This window comes from Aquamicrobium terrae (genome assembly GCF_040545735.1).
Taxonomy (GTDB): Bacteria; Pseudomonadota; Alphaproteobacteria; order Rhizobiales; family Rhizobiaceae; genus Mesorhizobium; species Mesorhizobium terrae_A.
In genome coordinates this window covers 38600-57321 of record NZ_JBEPML010000013.1, presented here as the reverse complement: position 1 = coordinate 57321, position 18722 = coordinate 38600, and the positions used below count along the sequence as shown (strand labels likewise).

Genomic DNA, 18722 nt, shown 5'->3' with positions numbered 1-18722 from the left:
GCTCGTCAGAAAGCATCACCATCGAAGATAATGAAGTCAACAAGTATTGACAGTGTTAGCGTTTTGTTTAACGAAGATGGAATATATATTTATTATCAGTTGCTTAGTTTATATTTGAAACCGTATCGGAAACCCTATCGGAAATTTCAAACGAAACTCAATCGGAAACTCGCAACAATGGTGAGTAAATTTGATTAGCAATTGAGTTCGCAATCCAAAAGCAATTGAAATCGAAAACAAATTCGGACCGGGCTTTAGGACGGAGCCTCCGCCGCAATTAGTCGCACGCCGCTTTGATCGCTTTAATCGCTTTTCAATCGGACGACTTTAAAGCGGCCATTAGTCCTTATTTTTCAATGCTTTGAGCTACTTCCGCTTTAATCGCTTTAATGTTTCTACATTCAAAGGAAAAAAATATATTATGTATCCCTATAGGGGGGGATAGTGGGGAAAATCAAAGCGATTAAAGCGGCCATAAAAAAGAATAACAAAATCAGTATGTTAGTAGCCGCTTTAATCCCGCTTTGATGGCCGCTTTAATCGCGTCCTGATGAAAAGTCGGCCGATTAAATTAATTAATGCCAAAATGAGGCCCGTTAATTAATTTAACGGGCTCCTTAGCAAATTGCAGCAAATTAACGATCTGCTATTCGTATCCTTGCGCCCGTCCATAATCGGCCAGACTGGCGTTAGGCGACAGGCTCCAAAGCCATGGCCGCTTTGTGGGGTTCGCTGGATCGTCCTGCATATACCCGCGTCCGGCTTGCCCGATCCGATGATACTCCAATTCTTCTAGCGCCTGCCCAAGCGACCGGCTCGCTACTGCCTTGCGCTGTCCGGCTAGAAGGCGCTGGACTGCCGACGTGCTAATCCAGCCGCCCCGGAAACCATTGGCCTCACCGTCCACGGCTTCCATGATGAGTTGCGCCAGCCACCCACGGCTCTCGATCAACGCCGCTTCCGTTGACGATGTGAGCGGCGCGCGCTGGGCTATTGCACCACGCTCAACCGGATAGGCCATCAACCAGCCAGCCACAGCTTTCAGCCCGTATAAATGCCCGCCGTTCTGGTGGTCACCAAGCCAGCCATACAAGCGGGCGAAATATGCGTCGTCCATGCCCCGCGCTGCCAGATCGGCGGCGGACTGAATTGCCGAGTAGAAAATTGCGAACCGCCGTCCATTGCGATGAATTGGAATAGCGTCACGATGATTTGAGAAAAACAACCAGTTCCCCGGCGTGTCGCCCATACGCTGGTTTACGCCTTTCCCTTCGATTTCCAATTGAGTTTCCGTAACGAAAGGTTTTAGCGTTTCCACCATGTCACGTTTTTCATCGGTCTTAATTTCATCGACAAGGAAAAACAGACGTCCTTCCATCCATGCATTGAATTTACTTCCGCTTTCATTGAGTTGGCGCGCTTTAGGTTCATAAAAATAGTGTGAACCAATAGCGTATCGCATGACTTGCTTGATTGCATTTTTTCCCACGCCTTCGGTCGATTGAATGAGCGGAGCCCATGGGATTTTGTAACCGGGATATTTGACGTTGTGCGCCAGATACTCGATAAACACGCGCCTGTCGTTCTGATCGGGTAGAAGCAATTCCAGATGCCGCAGAAACGGCGTTACGTCGCCGTGGATGGTTTCGATGCTCGCTGGAACATACGTGTTGACGTAGCTGCGGCCCAGCGCGTCGGTGCTAATTTCTCCCGTTGGCCGTCCCGGCAGGAACCGCGTCCCGTCCACCTTGGGAACCGTCCACAGCATCGAGTTGGTCGCCGCCTCCCACGCCCGATTTGTGGTCTTGCCGTCTGGCGTGTTGACAAACTGCTTGCCGCCATACGCTGCGTTGAAGGCTTCCGGCCTATAACTGATACCTCGCGGCCCTATGATCCGGTTTTCCGGCCCGATCAGCGTGCATCCCGCGAACCATTGTCGGCATTCGATTTCGCTAAGGATTGACCCGCTGCAATCAAGTTTCGGCGGCGGGCCATCGTATATGCTGGCGAACGCGGCGGCGCGCAGGATGCGCAGGAAACCGGGCAGATTGTCGGTTGTAGATAGAAAGGGTACCATGCTGGTCATTCAACTGCACTTTCCAGCCCGGTTGCGTCCGTATCGACGTGCCGGGCTTTTCTTTAGCGGAGGAACCGTCCTCCGCAGTTTCACGAATAAGAAATTGAAATGATTGGCGGCAGAGATTGCGACGGCTGGAAACTAACCGATGCGGCTAACGATTAGGCCGCAAATCGGTGCTTTGACGCCGCTTCGCGCTGGCGAATTAGCCACGCATGAGCATCGGCGCGGAGATAACCGACACGGCGCATGGAGACGTGGATTTTGGGCGGGAAAGTCGGGTCAGACTTTTCCAGCCGCTGGCGGGTCGTATCGCTGATATTGAGAAGCTGGCAAAGCTGGTCGCGCGTGATAAGCGTGTTGTCGGACATGATGATGCCTCGCGGAAATCGCTGGTTTTCAGGGATTGCGGGCATCCGCTCGCGAGCGCCGGTCCAAGCGGCTTAGGTCGTCCGACCATTGCGCCATCGAACATCGACGGCGACACAAAGTAATCACAAGGGCCGCTGGCTAGTCAAGCCTACTCATAACGAAAAAGCCCGCCGAAGCGGGCCTCAATCAAGCTGCCATATCTATGTTAATTACCGCGATATATTGTTTCCACTTATTTTCATATTCTTTCTCTTTCATTGTCAGATAATCGCACCAATGTTGCATGAGAATTGCGCGCCGTTCAAATGCTTCACCGCGTCGATATGCTGCTTCTGTTTTATCTCCGATTGCATGTGCAAGCGATGCTTCGGCAATTTCCGATGAATGCAGCGTAGTGTCTGTGATCCAGTCGCGGAACGATGACCGGAAACCGTGAACAGTCCAGCCATGACCTTTCATTCCGCGTATGACTTGCAACATGCTCATATTCGACAATGGTTTGCCGCGTTTCGCGCCGGGGAATACATATTTGTTGCCTTGAAAGCGCGGTTGTTTCCGCAGCAATTCAACCGCTGCACTGGACAATGGCACGCGGTGTTGCCTCCCTGCCTTCATGCGTTCGGCTGGAATTGTCCAAACGGCATTTTCCAGATCAATTTCCGACCATTCCGCTTTCAAGCATTCGTTGGTTCGGACGGCAGTTAGGATTGTGAAGGCGAGCGCTCGCGAACTGAAATCGCGTTTGCCTAGCAATTCCTGCACAATTTCCGGCACGTCCCGATATGGAATGGCGGCAAAGTGGTCCGAAGCCGTTTTGTCTTTCACAAGCCAATGTTCCAGACCATCGGACCATTTCGCCGGATTTATGTGACCGGACCACAGCGCACGAATATCACGGTCGGCACTTCCAACACCTTTCGATTTCGCAGCGCTGATAATTTTCTCAATGCGCATGCGGACGCGGCTTGCCGTTTCTGGTACGCTTTCCCATAGCGGCAGCGCTTTTTTGCTATTCCGTTTCCGGTGCGATTGCTGCAACACGCGCAACACGTCCTCAATTCCGATTTCATGCGGGCGCATGTTGCCGATGTGCGGAAAGACAAATTCTTTCAGGGTGCTTTGCCACTGGTCCGCATGTTTTCCATTTTTCCAGCCGCCACGTTGCGTTGCAATGTACGCTTCCGCCACTTCACGGAACGTCTCGCCTCCGCTTGTCGGTGCCGCGCCGTTGACCTTGCGTTGCGCGAGCGGATCGACGCCACTTTTGACCAGATCGCGCAATTCAATGGCGCGGAGTTCCAGCTTTTTATAATCTGCATCGCTGATCGGGTCCGAATGCGATTGCAGCGTCATCACCCGGCGCTTGCCGCCGACCGTGAAGCGGAAACACCAATCCGCCCGTCCGGTCTTTGCCAGCGCGAAACACAAGCCGTTTCCGTGGCTCCATAGATTGGGCTTTCCGGCCCGGATGCGAGCGCGAAGTTCCTTGTTCAAACTGTCGATTTTCGTTGCCATTGCGGAGCGACCTTTGCGGTTGGTTGGCGTGTCGTGACCAACCACTTTGAAGCCCCTCGCAGATATTTTGCCTATTCATGGTTAGGCAAAATCCTTAAATATCAACATGTTGGCTACTAGCGACTAGTCACGACTAGCCCCACCATTGGACTCCTTCTCCGCCATAAAATCCCGACATCCGAAGTTTTTGCGGCAACCCCTGCGCGATGGCACAATGTCTTTGTGCACTTCGATGCAAAGCCGACCCACATCCGCCGACCATATCATCAGGGCCGCGATTTCCTGCCGGCTCCGTCTCGCACCCAGCCAAGATGAAGATCGGCAGAGACGTTATCGCACAGGGACTTTGCCGCTGAGTTTGCGTTCAACGCAATTGCCGGCGATATCGAAATCGCCGTTCTTCGGACTGTTTGGGAAGGAAATGGTGCTGCCAGAGAGGATTGAACTCTCGACCTCTCCCTTACCAAGGGAGTGCTCTACCACTGAGCTACGGCAGCGACCGGATGCGGCGGACTTCTGCCACATCGTTTGGCCGAGTGCAAGGCCATAAACACCCTGTTGAAAGACGTTGTTTCGGACATGCCCTTGCCATATTCATGGGGCTGCATCCAGCCGTCGGGGACGCACGCATGAAGGACCGGAAAGGAACCGCCGCCAAGGGGGAAGACGCGCGCAAGGCGCGTCTGGCCGAGGCGCTGCGGACCAATCTCGCAAAGCGCAAGGCCCAGACCCGGGCGCGCCGTGCCGGCGACGCCGACCAGCGCCCGCAAGGCATCGAGGCCGCGCAAGCCAAGCCGGAGGGCTGACCCGGCACGACTTTCCGCGGGCGGGCGCCCGCGCATTTTCTTGAACGGCGGCCGCCTATGGGGTAGACGGACCGCTTCAACCGATTGAAGCCCGCCCACCGACCGAAGCACGGCGCGGCACATCCCAGACCGGCCATCGCCGGGGAGAGGCATGTTCATGGACCGCATCAGGATCGTCGGGGGCAACCGGCTCTCAGGCAACATTCCGATTTCCGGCGCCAAGAACGCCGCCCTGCCCCTGATGATCGCCTCGCTGCTGACGCGCGAGACGCTGACGCTGGAGAACGTGCCGCATCTGGCCGATGTCGAGCAGCTCATCCGCATCCTCGGCAATCACGGCGTCGACTATTCGGTCAACGGCCGCCGCCACAGCCAGACCGAAGGCTATTCGCGCACCGTCAACTTCACCGCCGCCAGCATCGTCGACACCACCGCCCCCTATGAGCTGGTGTCGAAGATGCGCGCCTCGTTCTGGGTCGTCGGCCCGCTGCTGGCCCGCATGGGCGAGGCCAGGGTCTCGCTGCCGGGCGGCTGCGCCATCGGCACCCGGCCGGTCGACCTGTTCATCGACGGCCTGCAGGCGCTCGGCGCCGACATCGACGTCGAGAGCGGCTACGTGCTGGCCAGGACGGCGAAGGGCCTGCGCGGCAACCGCTACCGCTTCCCCAAGGTCTCGGTCGGCGCCACCCATGTGCTGATGATGGCCGCCTCCCTCGCCCGCGGCGAGACCGTTCTGGAAAATGCCGCCCGCGAGCCGGAAGTCGTCAACCTCGCCGAATGCCTCAATGCCATGGGCGCGCGGATTTCCGGCGCCGGCACCGAAACCATCACCATCGAGGGTGTGGATGAGCTGCACGGCGCCAGCGTGCGCGTCATCCCCGACCGCATCGAGACCGGCACCTATGCCATGGCCGTGGCCATGACCGGCGGCGACGTGCTTCTGGAGGGCGCGCGCCCGGACCTGCTGGAAACCGCGCTCGACACCATCGCCCGCACCGGCGCCGAGATCACCACCACCAACGAAGGTATCCGCGTCTACCGCAACGGCGCCGGCATCGAGCCGGTGGACATCACCACCGAGCCCTTCCCCGGCTTCCCGACCGATCTGCAGGCGCAGTTCATGGGCCTGATGACCATGGCCAAGGGCCGCTCGCACATCACTGAGACGATCTTCGAGAACCGCTTCATGCATGTGCAGGAACTGGCCCGGCTCGGCGCCCACATCACCCTGTCCGGCCAGACCGCCATCGTCGACGGCGTGGCGAAGCTGAAAGGTGCGCCGGTCATGGCCACGGACCTGCGCGCCTCGGTGTCGCTGGTCATCGCCGGACTGGCCGCCGAGGGCGAAACCGTCGTCAACCGCGTCTACCATCTCGACCGCGGCTTCGAGCGGCTGGAGGAAAAGCTCTCCGGCTGCGGCGCGACCATAGAACGCATCACCGGCTGATGCAGGCTCCGGTCCGCATCGCGGTTGCACAGGCTCGCAAGACAGCCTAACACAAGGATCCACGACAACCCTTCGCAGGTGCGAAACCGGCATGGATCAACTCAAGCTGATCGCGCTCGACGAGCAGGACCTCAACGTCATTTCGGCGCATGTGCAGGACGCGGTGATGAAGGTGCGCGACCTGCAATATCTGCCGTCCGTCCGCCGCTTCGTCCTGCCGATGAACCGTTTCGCCTGGGAAAGGAAGCCCGGTTTCCTGCGCAGGAACAACGAGCGCCGGCAAAGCGTGCTGCATTTCGACCGGGTGCTCGGCGCCAAGGCCGCCGGCATCGCCCGCGACAAGCCCGAAGAGGTGCTGTCGCTGCTCGCAGTCTCCTTCGTGCCCACGAGCAAGCCGGCCGGCATCGTCGAGCTCGTCTTCGCCGGCGGCGGCGCCATCATGCTCGACGTCGAATGCGTGGAAGCCCGCCTCGCCGACACCGGCGGCGCCTGGCAGGCCTCGTCGCGCCCCGCCCACAGGATCTGACCCGCATGGCCCTTACGCTGAGACAATCGGACATGGATTTCGAGCGGCGTTTCGCCGCCTTCCTGTCCACCAAGCGCGAGGTGTCGGCGGATGTCGATGCCGTGGTGCGCGACATCATCGCCCGCGTGCGAGCCGAAGGCGATGCCGCCCTCCTCGATTATACGCTGCGCTTCGACCGCGCCGATCTGGCGACGCTGGGCATCGCCGTTTCCCGCGCCGATATCGAGGCGGCCTACGGCAAGGCCGACCCGAAGACCATCGAGGCGCTGAAGCTGGCGCGCGATCGCATCCGCTCGCATCACCAGCGCCAGATGCCGCAGGACGACCGCTACACCGACCCGCTCGGCGTCGAGCTCGGCTCGCGCTGGACGGCGGTCGAATCGGTCGGCCTCTATGTGCCGGGCGGCACCGCCAGCTATCCGAGTTCGGTGCTGATGAACGCCATGCCCGCCGTCGTGGCGGGGGTGGAGCGCATCGTCATGGTGGTGCCGGCGTCCGGTGGCACCATCAACCCGCTGGTCCTGGTGGCGGCCGATCTCGCCGGCATTACCGAAATCTACCGCATCGGCGGGGCGCAGGCCGTCGCGGCGCTGGCCCATGGCACAGAGACCGTCCGTCCGGTCGCCAAGATCGTCGGCCCCGGCAACGCCTATGTGGCGGCCGCCAAGCGGCAGGTGTTCGGCACCGTCGGCATCGACATGATCGCCGGCCCCTCGGAAGTGCTGGTGGTGGCCGACGCCTCCAACGACCCCGACTGGGTCGCGGCCGACCTGCTGGCGCAGGCCGAGCATGACGCGTCGGCCCAGTCGATCCTGATCACCGACGATGCCGGCTTCGGCAAGGCCGTCGAGGAGACGGTCGAGCGCCAGTTGCGCAGCCTTTCGCGGTCCGCGACCGCCGCGCAGAGCTGGCGCGATTTCGGCGCCGTCATCCTCGTCGAGGACTTCGAGGCTGCGATCCCGCTGATCGACCGCATCGCGGCCGAGCATCTGGAGCTGGCCGTCGACGACGCGGAAAGCCTGCTCGGACGGATTCGCAATGCCGGCGCCGTGTTCATCGGCCGCCATACGCCGGAGGTGATCGGCGACTATGTCGGCGGCTCGAACCATGTGCTGCCCACCGCGCGCTCGGCCCGTTTCTCCTCCGGCCTGTCGGTGCTCGACTTCGTCAAGCGCACCTCGATCCTCAAGCTCGGCGCGGAGCAGTTGCGCGCGCTGGGGCCCGCCGCCATCGCCCTGGCCACGGCGGAAGGCCTCGACGCGCATGCCCGCTCTGTCGCCATCCGATTGAACATGTAGCGGTATGGCGGACTTCGACCCCCAGCGCGACAGGCTGATCGACGTCGAGCTCGACGAGACGATCGGCCGTTCGACGCCGGACGTCGAGCACGAACGCGCCGTGGCGATCTTCGACCTGATCGAGGAAAACAGCTTCCGGCCGGTCAACGACAGCACGCCGGGGCCCTACAAGCTGAAGCTGTCGCTGGTCGATTCGCGCCTGGTGTTCGCCATCACCCGCGAGGACGGCTCGGACGTCGTCACCCATATCCTGTCGCTGACGCCGTTCCGGCGCATCGTCAAGGATTACTACATGATCTGCGAAAGCTATTACGACGCCATCCGCTCGGCGTCGCCCAGCCACATCGAAGCCATCGACATGGGCCGGCGCGGCCTGCACAACGAAGGCTCGCAAACGCTGAAGGACCGGCTGGCCGGCAAGATCGACGTCGATTTCGACACCGCACGGCGGCTGTTCACCCTCGTGTGCGTGCTGCACTGGCGAGGCTGACCTGAGCGAGGTGCCCTCCCCCTCCAAACCCCGCTCGATCCTGTTCATGTGCGGGATGAACGCCGTGCGCTCCCCCATGGCGGAAATGCTGGCGCGCCGCATGCTGCCGTCCGACATCTTCGTGGCCTCGGCCGGCGTCCATGCCGGCGAGCGCGATCCCTTCGTCGATGCGGTTCTCGAAGAAGAGGGCCTGTCGCTGGGCGAGCGCGAGCCGCGTGCGATGGACGAGGTCGAGGACGCCTTCTTCGACCTCATCGTCACCCTGTCGCCGCAGGCCCACCATATGGCGATGGAGCTCACCCGCACCATGGCGGTGGATGTGGAATACTGGCCGACCTTCGACCCGACCTCGATCACCGGAACCCGCGAGCAGCGGCTGGCGGCCTATCGCGATGTGCGCGAACATCTGAAGGAGCGAATCGCCAAACGCTTCGTGGAGCCTGCCTGACGTGACCCACCTCCTTGCCGACACCATCCGCATCGCCGCGGCTGCCCTGATCGGTCCGGATCGCAGGACGCTGCTGGTGCGCAAGCGCGGCACTTCTTCCTTCATGCAGCCCGGCGGCAAGATCGACGCGGGCGAGGCGCCGCTGGCCGCCCTGCGCCGCGAGCTTGAGGAAGAGCTCGGCCTGACGATCGATGCGGGCAGCGCCGAATATCTCGGCTGCTTCTCGGCCCCAGCCGCGAACGAGGCGGGACGCAAGGTCGAGGCGCAAACCTTCCTGGTGGAGATCGACGCGCCGGTGGAGGCACAGGCGGAGATCGCGCAACTGTGCTGGCTCGATCCGTTCGACCCGCCTGACCTGGAGCTGGCGCCCCTGTCGCGCGACCTGATCCTGCCGCTCATCCGGGCAAGGCTGGAGCGGCACGCGGCCGGATAAATCCGGCCCCCTCACCCTACGCTTCCGCCCATGCGGATCGGCCCAAAGAAAAACGCCCGCAACAGAGTGTTGCGGGCGGTGTCCGGTCGATTCGCCAGGACGGGACTATTCGCCGCCCACCATCACGAAGCGGATGATGAACAGGGCCGCCACCAGCCAGGTGGCCAGATGGACGTCCTTGTAGCGTCCGGTCAGCGTCTTGAGCACCGCATAGGAGATGAAGCCGAAGGCCAGACCGTTGGCGATCGAATAGGTGAACGGCATGATCAGCGCCGTCAGCGCGGCCGGAGCGGCCTCGGTGATTTCGTCCCATTCGACGTCGAGCAGTTCGCGCATCATCAGGCAGGCGACATAGAGCAGCGCCGGGGCCGTGGCATAGACCGGAACTGCGCCGGCCAGCGGCGAGAAGAACAGCGCGGCGAGGAACAGCAGGGCGACGACCAGCGCGGTCAGGCCGGTGCGGCCGCCGGCCTGCACGCCCGAGGCGCTCTCGACATAGGCGGTGGTGCTGGAGGTTCCCAGCACCGAACCGGCCAGGATGGCGGTGCTGTCGGCCATCAGCGCGCGGCCGAGACGGTTGGGCTTGCCCTCGGGCATCAGGCCGGCGCGCTTGGCGACGCCGATCAGCGTGCCCGTCGCATCGAAGATCTCGACCAGCACGAACACCAGGATGACATGCGCCAGACCGGCATGCAGGGCGCCGAGCACGTCGAGCTGCATGAAAGTGGGCGCGATCGACGGCGGCAGGGACACGATGCCGCCGAACTGGCTGACGCCCAGCATCATCGAAAGCACGGTGATGATCAGGATGCCGATCAGGATGGCGCCGCGCACCTTCAGCGCATCCAGCGCCGCGATGATGAAGAAGCCGCCGATCGCCAGCAGCGGACCGGTCTGGGTGAGATCGCCGAGGCCGACGAAGGTGGCCGGATTGGCGACCACGATCTCCGAGCTCTTGAGCGCGATGATGGCCAGGAACAGGCCGATACCGGCCGCGATGGCGCTGCGCATGGAATGCGGGATGCCCGCCACCAGCCACCGGCGCACGCCGGTGACCGTCAAAAGCAGGAAGATCACGCCGGAAATGAACACCGCGCCCAGCGCCTGCTGCCAGGTGAAGCCCATGGCGCCGACGACGGTGAAGGCGAAGAAGGCGTTCAGGCCCATGCCCGGCGCCATGCCGATCGGCCAGCGCGCGACGAACGCCATGATCGCCGAGCCGAGCGCCGCGGCAAGGCAGGTGGCCACGAACACGGCGTTGCGGTCCATGCCGGTCGTCGACAGGATCTCCGGATTGACGAAAATGATGTAGGACATCGTCAGGAAGGTGGTGATGCCCGCAATGATTTCGGTGCGGACCGACGATCCCTCTTCCTTGATCTTGAAATATGCTTCGAGCACTTGTGCTCCTCCCTCTCCTGACGGGCTTTCGAGTGATGGCTGGATGAACCTTCAAGAAGCCCGACACACAAGACTGGACAAACGCTTCCCTTGCGTTAGTCTGCCCTCCCGTGGTTCGGCCTGGTTCCTCCTGCCCGATCCGGCGCACAATCTGCCCCTTGCCTTGATGGTTCAAGTGGCAACTACCTGAATTTCGCTCAAAGCTGTTTATCGTTTTTGTAAACGCTCGGTCGAAATGGAAACCGCCATTTTCCACCGCTGGTCGTGGCCGCGAGAGGCAGCGGATCTCCCCGTCACCGGGCGCGCACGCATTTGGCGCCTGCGCCGATTAGCGTGTTCACAAAGCCGGCTTTATCATATAGGTTCCGCGCAAAATCCGGGCGACGTCCCGGATCATCACCCGAGAAAAGGTATCGAATGCCGAAGGAAGAAGTCCTCGAGTTTCCGGGCGTGGTGACGGAATTGCTGCCGAACGCCATGTTCCGGGTGAAGCTCGAAAACGATCACGAAATCATCGCCCACACGGCCGGCCGCATGCGCAAGAACCGCATCCGCGTGCTGACCGGTGACAAGGTTCTGGTCGAGATGACGCCCTATGACCTGACCAAGGGCCGCATCACCTACCGTTTCAAGTAAAAGTCGTCCGGGCAGGCAAGCATGGCTGGGAGCAAACCGCAGACGCTGGTGCTTGCCTCGGCTTCGCCGCGCAGGATCCTGCTCCTGCAGCAGGCGGGCATCGAGCCTGACCGCATTCTGCCGACCGACATCGACGAATCGCCGCTGCGGGCCGAGCATCCGCGTTCGCTGGCCAAGCGCCTGGCGAAGGAGAAGGCCGAGCAGGCTCTCGCCACGCTGAAGGCCGAGGCGGACACGCCGCCGGCCTATGTGCTGGCCGCCGATACAGTGGTGGCCGTCGGCCGCCGCATCCTGCCCAAGGCGGAGATCATCGACGACGCCGTCTATTGCCTGCAATTGTTGTCCGGCCGCTCGCACCGGGTCTATTCCGGCATCTGCCTCGCCACCCCATCCGGCAAGCTGCGCCAGAAGCTGGTCGAGACACGGGTGCGCTTCCGGCGCCTGCCGCGCGAGGACATCGACCGCTACGTCGCCTCCGGCGAATGGCGCGGCAAGGCCGGCGCCTATGCCGTGCAGGGGCTGGCCGGCTCCTTCGTGGTCAAGCTGATCGGCTCCTACACCAGCGTGGTCGGGCTGCCGCTCTACGAAACCGTGGCGCTGCTTGCCGGCGAGGGTTTCGACACCCGCGCCGGATGGCCGGCCCAAGGCGTGTCATGACCGGCGACACCAAGGCACAGGTCACACCTCTGCGGCCAAAGCGGCCCTGCCCCGAATGCGGCCGGCCTTCGGCCCGCGATACCTATCCCTTCTGCTCCAAGCGCTGCAAGGACATCGACCTCAATCGCTGGCTGAAGGGCGCCTATGTCATCCCGGTGCGCGACGACGAGGAAGACGCCGACGACGTGCCGGACAGCGGCAACAGGCAGGACTGACACAATTCAGGTTCAGATGGAACCGCCCGCCCGCAAACGGCAATGCCATCCGCGCGTCATCATACCCCACCTCCCCACAAGGGGGAGGGGGACGATTTCGCCGGTGTCGCCGCTACAATCTTCAATGCAGTTCCAATCGCTGCCGTCGCGGAATCCCCCTCCCCCTTGTGTGGAGGGGTTAGGGGTGGGGGTAGCGTTAGGGGTGGGGGTAGCGCCAGGTGCGACAGCCCCGCCACATCAACTCGCCACGCGCGGACGCCCGGCCGCCGTGGCCACGATGAAGGCCTCGACCAGGCTGCGCTCGCCCTCGATCACCGCATCCCTGATGTCGCGGCTCACCTCGATGCGGGCATGGTCGGTGCCGGCCCGGCCGGCCAACTCGAGGGCCATGGCGCGGGCCGCCCGTTCGGCGGCCGCCATCGCCTCCTCCTCGGTCTCGAAATCTTCCAGCAGTTCGCCGGCATTGACACGATAGACGCCGGGCTCCGGCTGGCTGATGCGCGCCTCGGCCGACATGCGCACCTGCCCCACCACGGCGCCCAGCGCGTTGGCGACATCGGCGTCAGGGGCGATCTCGCACGCACTGCCGACCAGCGAAGGCAGCCCGGCATAGTGAAGATGGGCGGAAGCACCGAGGCCGATCACCGGCCGGTCGAGCGCGATCGACAGGCGCGCCATGCCGCGGTTGCCGTCGAGCGCCCGCTGCACCAGCGCATGCGTCACCGGCGCCTCCTCCTCCAGCCCGTCGGCCGCAAAGACCGTCTCGAACATCATTTCGGCGGAACGGCGGGTCACGGCGGCCAGCACAAGCTCGCTGAGCCCCTCGGCGGTGTCCGCCGCCGGTTGGCCCATGCCGTTGCGCCGGCGCGCCATCAGCTCGGCGCCGAGCCGCGCCGCCGCCGCATTCCAGTTCGCCTGCCGGCCCAGAACATGGGCCGCATCCGACGGGGTGAAGCCGACGATATGCACGAGCCCCCGCGCCACCAGCCGGTTGAGCGTGGCGACTTGCGAGGTGGAGACCAGCAGGCGGTCGAGCGCGGCAGGAACGTTTGCGATCTGCGCATAAAGCCGCGTTTCGGTGTTGGAGAGACCCGACGCCGCGCTTTCGGGCACGCCGGTGCGCATGGCGAAGCGGCCGTCCAGCCGGCTGGCGGCGGGCTGCAGCAACTGCCGGGAAAGCGCCTTGTCCACCACCTCGCCATGGCGCACCGCCGCCAATGACAGCGGCACCAGCCGGCGCGGCCCAAGTTCGATCCGCGTCGCCAGCGCATGGTCGCGCAGCGTCACTTCCGAATCGCCGCCAAGGCCGAAGGTGCGCATGGCGACGGCCTCGACCATGGTGCGCATGCCGCCCACCGTCGCCCCTTCCGGGTCGAGCCTGAGCCGGCCTTGATCGAGCACGGCCACATCCGTGGTGGTGCCGCCGATGTCGGAGACGACCGCATCGTCGAGCCCGGTCAGGTGGCGCGCGCCGACAAGGCTGGCGGCCGGCCCGGACAGGATCGTCTCGATGGGCCGGGTGCGGGCGAAATCCGCCGTGATCAGCGCGCCGTCGCCGCGCACCACCATCAGCGGCGCCTGGATCTCCCGCCGGGCCAGGAAGCCTTCGGTGGCGGCGATCAGCCGGTCGATCATGGAAATGAGGCGGGCATTGAGCAGGGTGGTGAGCGCCCGGCGCGGCCCGCCGAGCTTGGAGGTCAGCTCGTGCGAGCAGGTGACCGGCAGCCGCGTGCGCGCCCGGATGAGGTCGCGCGCGGCAATCTCGTGCTCGGGGTTGCGCACCGCGAAATAGGCCGCCACCGCCACGCCCGTGACCGACCGCTCCAGTTCCGGCAGCGTTGCTTCCAGCGCCTCCAGCGACAATTCGGCGGCATTGCCGTGCACGTCGTGGCCGCCGGGGCAGAAGATCACCGGATCGGTGCCGAGCGCGCCGGACAGACCGTTGCGGGCGAGGTCCTCCGCACCGAAACCGATCATCACCAGCGCCACGCGCCCGCCCTGCCCTTCCACCAAGGCATTGGTGGCAAGCGTGGTCGACATCGACACCAGCTTGATCGCGCCGTGCTCGATGCCGGACTCGGCCAGCACCGCATCGGCCGCACCCGAAATGCCCTCCGCCAGATCATGCCGTGTGGTGAGCGACTTCGCCTTGGCCACGATCCCGGCCTCTTCGGACCACAGCACCGCGTCGGTGTAGGTGCCGCCCGTATCGATGCCCAGATAGAGCGCGCCGCTTGACGGCCTGTTCGGCGGCAACACGGTCACGCCCGCCTCGGCATTGCACCGGCATCGAGGGATGAGAGCGGAAGACGGGAAGGAAGGGACGATGGCACGGCAGACCTGCAAATTGTCGGCGGCGCACGGGCCGCCATGGACGACAGGCCGAGCAATCGCGCCGGCTGCCGTCCAATGCAAGCGAATTTAGGCCCGCACGCCCGCCGACGGCTCCCGATAAGCGACATCGGCGTCGCAAACCGGTCGCCATCTTCCGGTGCAGAAAGCCCCCTTCCCTTCCTCGCGGCGAAGCGGCATACTCCGGCAACATTGTCTCATTTGGTGATTGATGCCGCCTGCCAAGAAGGAAGTTCGCTCGAAACGTGCCCGCACCCCAGCTTTCGTCAAGAACCTGCGTGGGGTGAAGAACTGGAAGGAAGTCAGCGCCTGGCTCGAGTGGCGCGGCATCGAAGATATCGAATGCATCACGCCAGACCAGGCCGGCGTCGCGCGCGGCAAGATGATGCCGTCGAACAAGTTCACCTCCAACACCTCGCTCGCCCTGCCGTCCGCCGTGTTCATGGCCACCATTTCCGGCGGCTACCCGGAAGACGGCAACGGCTTCGTCTATCCAGAGGATGACGGCGACCTGAAACTGGTGCCCGACCTTTCGACGCTGACCGTGGTGCCGTGGGAGGAAGACCCGACCGCCGCGGTGATCTGCGATCTGGTGCATCAGGACGGGCGCTCGGTGGAATTCACGCCGCGCAACGTGCTCAAGCGCGTCGTCGCCGCTTATGACGAGCGCGGGCTGAAGCCCGTGGTCGCGCCGGAGATCGAATTCTATCTGGTTCACAAGAACCCCGACCCCGACTATCCGCTGACCCCACCCGTCGGCCGCTCCGGCCGCGCCATCGGCGGCGGCGCCGGCTATTCGATCGCCGGCGTCAACGAGTTCGACGAGCTGATCGACGACATCTATCATTTCTCGGAAAGCCAGGGCCTCGAGATCGACACCCTCATCCACGAGGAAGGCGCCGGACAGCTCGAGATCAACCTGCGCCACGGCGACCCGATCGAGCTGGCGGATCAGGTGTTCATGTTCAAGCGCACCATCCGCGAGGCGGCGCTGAAGCACAACATCTACGCCACCTTCATGGCCAAGCCCATCCAGGGCCAGCCCGGCTCGGCCATGCACATCCATCAGTCGATCATCGACAAGAAGACCGGCCGCAACATCTTCACGGCCCCGGATGGCGCCGAAAGCGAAGACTTTTTCCACTTCATCGGCGGCATGCAGAAGCATGTGCCGAACGCGCTGGTGATGCTGGCGCCTTATGTGAATTCCTACCGTCGCCTCACCCAGGCCGCCTCGGCGCCGGTCAACAACAAATGGGGCTACGACAACCGCACCACCGCCTTCCGCGTGCCGCGTTCCGACCCGGCGGCGCGGCGCGTCGAAAACCGCATCCCCTCGTCCGACGCCAATCCCTATCTTGCGGTCGCGGCTTCCCTCGCCTGCGGCCTGATCGGAATGACCAACCGCCTGGAGGCCGAGCCTCCCGTGGTGACGACGGCCAACGAGGACGAGATCGACCTGCCGCGCGGACTGCTGGAGGCCGTCGACCTGTTCGAGCACGACGAGGAACTGGCCGCCCTCCTCGGCAAGACCTTCGCCACCACCTATGCCGCGATCAAGCGGGCCGAGTTCGAGACCTTCATGGAAGTCATCAGCCCGTGGGAGCGGGAGTATCTGTTGTTGAATGTCTAGGAGGTCAGGGGGAGTAGGGCAGTAGGGGGAAAGTCGCAGGCATGAAGGCCGGGATCAACTCCTATCGCGACCTCGTCGTCTGGCAACAGGCCATGGATCTTGCCGCTGCGGCCTACACCATTACCAAGGCTTGGCCAAAGGAAGAACTTTATGGTCTTACAAGTCAGCTCCGTCGTGCCGCGTCCTCTGTTCCGGCAAACATTGCCGAGGGTTTCGGGCGCGAAAATCACGGCTCCTACCAACAGTTTCTCAGGATTGCACAGTGATCGCTCAAGGAGTTTGAAACGCATCTGCTTCTTGCCGGGCGCGTGGGAATTGCCACAGATAAGGACATCGATCCGCTCATGACTATGAGCGAAAGTGTCGGCAAACTGCTGCGCCTGCTGATCCGCAGGCTATCTGACAGCTAAACCTACTGCCCTACTGCCCTATCCCGTACTCCCTTGTAATCACAATGCCCTATCAATCCCCAATTTCACCCGGCCGCTCATGGTATGAAGACACCGTCGGTGAAAGGCCCGCATATCCCCGGCTGGATGGAGACCGAAACTGCGATGTCGTGATCGTCGGCGGCGGCTTCACGGGGCTCTCGGCTGCCGCGCATCTGGCCAGGGCCGGCACGAATGTCGTGCTGATCGAGGCGCACCGGTTCGGCGACGGCGCCTCCGGACGTAATGGCGGCCAGATGGGCACCGGCCAGCGCGCCTGGCCCGAGGAGATGCAAGGCGAATATGGCCTTGCCCGCGCCAAGGCGCTGTTCGACCTTGCCGAGGAGGCGAAGTCGCACCTGCTGGACTTCGCTCAGGAAAACGGCATCGACCTCGACTACATGCCCGGCCAGATGTCTGTGGCGCACAAGAAGCGCTATGTCGACGACTACAAGGCCCATGCCGAGCTGATGGCCACCCGTTTTGGCTATCCGCATATCGCCTTCATGGATGCCGGGGAAACCGCGGAACGACTGGGCTCCGATCGCTTCTTCGGCGGCGTGCGCGACACCGGCACCGGCCATATCCACCCGCTCAAGCTGGTCATCGGCACCGCCCGCGTGGCCGCCGCAGCCGGCGCGCACGTGCATGAGGACACGCCGGCCACCGGCATAGATTCAACCGGCGGCAAGGTGCGGGTGACGACACCTTACGGCACCATCACGGCACAGAAGTGCCTGATCGCCACCAATGCCTATGGCGGCACGCTGGAACCGGTCAGCGCCGCGCACATCATGCCGATCGGCTCCTTCATCGGCGCGACCGTGCCGCTGGGCGCCGACAGTCCGGTCATTCCGGGCGGAGAGTCGGTGGACGATTCGCGCTTCGTGGTGCGCTATTTCCGCAAGTCGAAGGACGGCCGGCTGCTGTTCGGTGGCCGCGAGATCTATGCCGTGTCCGACCCCGGCGACATCCACATCCATATCCGCAGGCAGATCGCCGAGATCTATCCGGCGCTGAAGGATGTCGAGATCACCCATGGCTGGGGCGGCTATGTCGGCATCACCATGCCGCGCAAGCCCTTCGTGCGCGAGGTGATGCCCAATGTCATCTCGGCCGGCGGCTATTCCGGCCATGGCGTGATGCTGTCGAATTTCGTCGGCAAGCTCTATGCCGACACCGTCGCCGGCAACCGCGAGAAGCTGAAGCTGTTCGAGGAACTGAAGATACCCTCCTTCCCCGGCGGCCGGCGCCTGCGGGGCCCGCTGCTGTTCCTGGCGCTCAACTGGTACGCCCTGCGCGACCGGATCTGACAGGACGCATTGGCCGGGACCCTCGCACCCGTTAAACCAATCTTCACCACTGCCCCGCATTGTCGCGGACCTGCGGCACGTGTATCGAGTACCGCGGTGCGCAAGCACCCAGGCAACAACCCGCGCCTCACCAAAGGGCGCGGGTTCTGCATTTTCGGCTGGCCATGGCCACTTTGCCGAAGCAATCCGCTTGTGAAGGCGGCATGAGGCCATGAAAAAAGCCGGGCGAGCCCGGCTTTTTCACATAGGTTTTTTTCGGCCGGATCAAGCGGCCTGAAGGGCGCCCTGCAGCGTGGTGAGCTGTGCCAGATACTGCTCCGCCCGCGTGCGCGCGGCATCGTCCTTGGCGTCGGCGACATCTTCCCTGGCGTCCTGGACGCGGCGGGCGATATCGTCCCGGTCGAGGTCCTTCACGGCCACGGCCGATTCCGCCAGCAGCGTGCAGCCGGCCGGCAGGATGTCGGCGAAGCCGCCGAACACCACATAGCGCTCCTGCTGCCCGGCAGCCGTCTTCACGGTGACGACGCCCGGCTTGATCGTGGTCATGACCGGAGCGTGGTTCGCCATCACGGTCATCTCGCCTTCCGTTGCCGGAATGACGACCGATTCGATCTTCTCGGAGACGAGCAGACGCTCCGGCGAGACCAGTTCGAATTGGAAAGCTTCAGCCATGAT

18 protein-coding genes, 1 tRNA gene and 1 pseudogene are annotated in these 18722 nt (G+C 63.1%); 13 read left to right on the top strand and 7 right to left on the bottom strand.

The annotated features are described in order from the left end of the window. Positions 1 to 646: 646 nt before the first annotated feature. From ABID37_RS17660 to ABID37_RS17645, 4 genes are all read right to left on the bottom strand, one after another. Positions 647 to 2086: a primase-helicase family protein gene (locus ABID37_RS17660; protein WP_354197156.1), complete on the bottom strand. Its 1440-nt coding sequence runs from the start codon at positions 2084 to 2086 to the stop codon at positions 647 to 649. A 152-nt stretch (positions 2087 to 2238) separates the two neighbouring features. After that, positions 2239 to 2448: a helix-turn-helix transcriptional regulator gene (locus tag ABID37_RS17655; protein ID WP_354197154.1), complete on the bottom strand. Its 210-nt coding sequence runs from the start codon at positions 2446 to 2448 to the stop codon at positions 2239 to 2241. Positions 2449 to 2635: 187 nt separating this feature from the next. Further along, complete coding sequence (locus tag ABID37_RS17650) at positions 2636 to 4009, bottom strand: tyrosine-type recombinase/integrase (RefSeq protein WP_354197152.1); 1374 nt, start codon at positions 4007 to 4009, stop codon at positions 2636 to 2638. 377 nt (positions 4010 to 4386) lie between these two features. Beyond that, positions 4387 to 4461: transfer RNA gene (locus ABID37_RS17645), tRNA-Thr, on the bottom strand. Positions 4462 to 4593: 132 nt separating this feature from the next. Here ABID37_RS17645 and ABID37_RS17640 point away from each other — a divergent pair. From ABID37_RS17640 to ABID37_RS17610, 7 genes are all read left to right on the top strand, one after another. Continuing rightward, positions 4594 to 4770, top strand: a complete 177-nt coding sequence (locus ABID37_RS17640; protein ID WP_354197150.1) for a hypothetical protein — start codon at positions 4594 to 4596, stop codon at positions 4768 to 4770. A 157-nt stretch (positions 4771 to 4927) separates the two neighbouring features. After that, entirely contained in the window at positions 4928 to 6217 is a 1290-nt protein-coding gene (gene murA / locus ABID37_RS17635) for a UDP-N-acetylglucosamine 1-carboxyvinyltransferase (RefSeq protein WP_354197148.1), read from the top strand. Positions 6218 to 6308: 91 nt separating this feature from the next. After that, complete coding sequence (locus tag ABID37_RS17630) at positions 6309 to 6743, top strand: DUF2948 family protein (protein ID WP_354197146.1); 435 nt, start codon at positions 6309 to 6311, stop codon at positions 6741 to 6743. Positions 6744 to 6748: 5 nt separating this feature from the next. Further along, positions 6749 to 8041 carry a histidinol dehydrogenase gene (hisD, locus tag ABID37_RS17625; protein ID WP_354197144.1) on the top strand — a complete coding sequence of 431 codons (1293 nt, stop codon included), beginning with the start codon at positions 6749 to 6751 and terminating at the stop codon, positions 8039 to 8041. 4 nt (positions 8042 to 8045) lie between these two features. Further along, entirely contained in the window at positions 8046 to 8531 is a 486-nt protein-coding gene (locus ABID37_RS17620; protein ID WP_354197142.1) for a UPF0262 family protein, read from the top strand. A gap of 46 nt (positions 8532 to 8577) precedes the next feature. Next, on the top strand, positions 8578 to 8979 hold the full coding sequence (locus ABID37_RS17615; protein WP_354197140.1) for an arsenate-mycothiol transferase ArsC: 402 nt from the start codon (positions 8578 to 8580) through the stop codon (positions 8977 to 8979). A gap of 1 nt (position 8980) precedes the next feature. Next, positions 8981 to 9412: an NUDIX hydrolase gene (locus tag ABID37_RS17610; protein WP_354197138.1), complete on the top strand. Its 432-nt coding sequence runs from the start codon at positions 8981 to 8983 to the stop codon at positions 9410 to 9412. 105 nt (positions 9413 to 9517) lie between these two features. Here ABID37_RS17610 and ABID37_RS17605 read toward each other — a convergent pair whose 3' ends face one another. After that, positions 9518 to 10813, bottom strand: coding sequence for an NCS2 family permease (locus ABID37_RS17605; protein WP_354197136.1), 1296 nt, complete (start codon positions 10811 to 10813; stop codon positions 9518 to 9520). A gap of 417 nt (positions 10814 to 11230) precedes the next feature. Here ABID37_RS17605 and infA point away from each other — a divergent pair, with 417 nt between their 5' ends. Genes infA through yacG form a run of 3 tightly spaced genes read left to right on the top strand, consistent with a single transcriptional unit; the run spans position 11231 to position 12321 of the window. Then, a complete protein-coding gene (infA, locus tag ABID37_RS17600; RefSeq protein ID WP_011579535.1) occupies positions 11231 to 11449 on the top strand; it encodes a translation initiation factor IF-1 in 219 nt (72 codons plus the stop codon). Positions 11450 to 11470: 21 nt separating this feature from the next. Further along, on the top strand, positions 11471 to 12106 hold the full coding sequence (locus tag ABID37_RS17595; RefSeq protein ID WP_354197134.1) for a Maf-like protein: 636 nt from the start codon (positions 11471 to 11473) through the stop codon (positions 12104 to 12106). Further along, on the top strand, positions 12103 to 12321 hold the full coding sequence (yacG, locus tag ABID37_RS17590; RefSeq protein ID WP_354197132.1) for a DNA gyrase inhibitor YacG: 219 nt from the start codon (positions 12103 to 12105) through the stop codon (positions 12319 to 12321). The genes ABID37_RS17595 and yacG overlap by 4 nt, the downstream gene beginning before the upstream one ends. A 237-nt stretch (positions 12322 to 12558) precedes the next feature. Here yacG and ABID37_RS17585 read toward each other — a convergent pair whose 3' ends face one another. Beyond that, on the bottom strand, positions 12559 to 14580 hold the full coding sequence (locus ABID37_RS17585) for a hydantoinase/oxoprolinase N-terminal domain-containing protein (protein ID WP_435521583.1): 2022 nt from the start codon (positions 14578 to 14580) through the stop codon (positions 12559 to 12561). Positions 14581 to 14884: 304 nt separating this feature from the next. Between ABID37_RS17585 and ABID37_RS17580 the strand changes: the two genes are divergently transcribed. From ABID37_RS17580 to ABID37_RS17570, 3 genes and pseudogenes are all read left to right on the top strand, one after another. Beyond that, positions 14885 to 16306 carry a glutamine synthetase family protein gene (locus ABID37_RS17580; RefSeq protein ID WP_354197128.1) on the top strand — a complete coding sequence of 474 codons (1422 nt, stop codon included), beginning with the start codon at positions 14885 to 14887 and terminating at the stop codon, positions 16304 to 16306. Between the two features lie 41 nt (positions 16307 to 16347). After that, positions 16348 to 16716: pseudogene (locus ABID37_RS17575) on the top strand (four helix bundle protein). Positions 16717 to 16760: 44 nt separating this feature from the next. After that, positions 16761 to 18047, top strand: a complete 1287-nt coding sequence (locus ABID37_RS17570; protein ID WP_354197126.1) for an NAD(P)/FAD-dependent oxidoreductase — start codon at positions 16761 to 16763, stop codon at positions 18045 to 18047. Positions 18048 to 18311: 264 nt separating this feature from the next. Here ABID37_RS17570 and ABID37_RS17565 read toward each other — a convergent pair whose 3' ends face one another. Then, on the bottom strand, positions 18312 to 18719 hold the full coding sequence (locus tag ABID37_RS17565; RefSeq protein ID WP_354197124.1) for a F0F1 ATP synthase subunit epsilon: 408 nt from the start codon (positions 18717 to 18719) through the stop codon (positions 18312 to 18314). Positions 18720 to 18722 lie beyond the last annotated feature (3 nt).

Bases quoted from the DNA above. Each gene is read 5' to 3' on its own strand.
- ABID37_RS17660 (WP_354197156.1), bottom strand. From the start codon at position 2,086: ATGACCAGCATGGTACCCTTTCTATCTACAACCGACAATCTGCCCGGT.
- ABID37_RS17655 (WP_354197154.1), bottom strand. From the start codon at position 2,448: ATGTCCGACAACACGCTTATCACGCGCGACCAGCTTTGCCAGCTTCTC.
- ABID37_RS17640 (WP_354197150.1), top strand. From the start codon at position 4,594: ATGAAGGACCGGAAAGGAACCGCCGCCAAGGGGGAAGACGCGCGCAAG.
- murA (WP_354197148.1), top strand. From the start codon at position 4,928: ATGGACCGCATCAGGATCGTCGGGGGCAACCGGCTCTCAGGCAACATT.
- ABID37_RS17630 (WP_354197146.1), top strand. From the start codon at position 6,309: ATGGATCAACTCAAGCTGATCGCGCTCGACGAGCAGGACCTCAACGTC.
- hisD (WP_354197144.1), top strand. From the start codon at position 6,749: ATGGCCCTTACGCTGAGACAATCGGACATGGATTTCGAGCGGCGTTTC.
- ABID37_RS17620 (WP_354197142.1), top strand. From the start codon at position 8,046: ATGGCGGACTTCGACCCCCAGCGCGACAGGCTGATCGACGTCGAGCTC.
- ABID37_RS17615 (WP_354197140.1), top strand. From the start codon at position 8,578: ATGTGCGGGATGAACGCCGTGCGCTCCCCCATGGCGGAAATGCTGGCG.
- infA (WP_011579535.1), top strand. From the start codon at position 11,231: ATGCCGAAGGAAGAAGTCCTCGAGTTTCCGGGCGTGGTGACGGAATTG.
- ABID37_RS17595 (WP_354197134.1), top strand. From the start codon at position 11,471: ATGGCTGGGAGCAAACCGCAGACGCTGGTGCTTGCCTCGGCTTCGCCG.
- yacG (WP_354197132.1), top strand. From the start codon at position 12,103: ATGACCGGCGACACCAAGGCACAGGTCACACCTCTGCGGCCAAAGCGG.
- ABID37_RS17580 (WP_354197128.1), top strand. From the start codon at position 14,885: ATGCCGCCTGCCAAGAAGGAAGTTCGCTCGAAACGTGCCCGCACCCCA.
- ABID37_RS17570 (WP_354197126.1), top strand. From the start codon at position 16,761: ATGCCCTATCAATCCCCAATTTCACCCGGCCGCTCATGGTATGAAGAC.
- ABID37_RS17565 (WP_354197124.1), bottom strand. From the start codon at position 18,719: ATGGCTGAAGCTTTCCAATTCGAACTGGTCTCGCCGGAGCGTCTGCTC.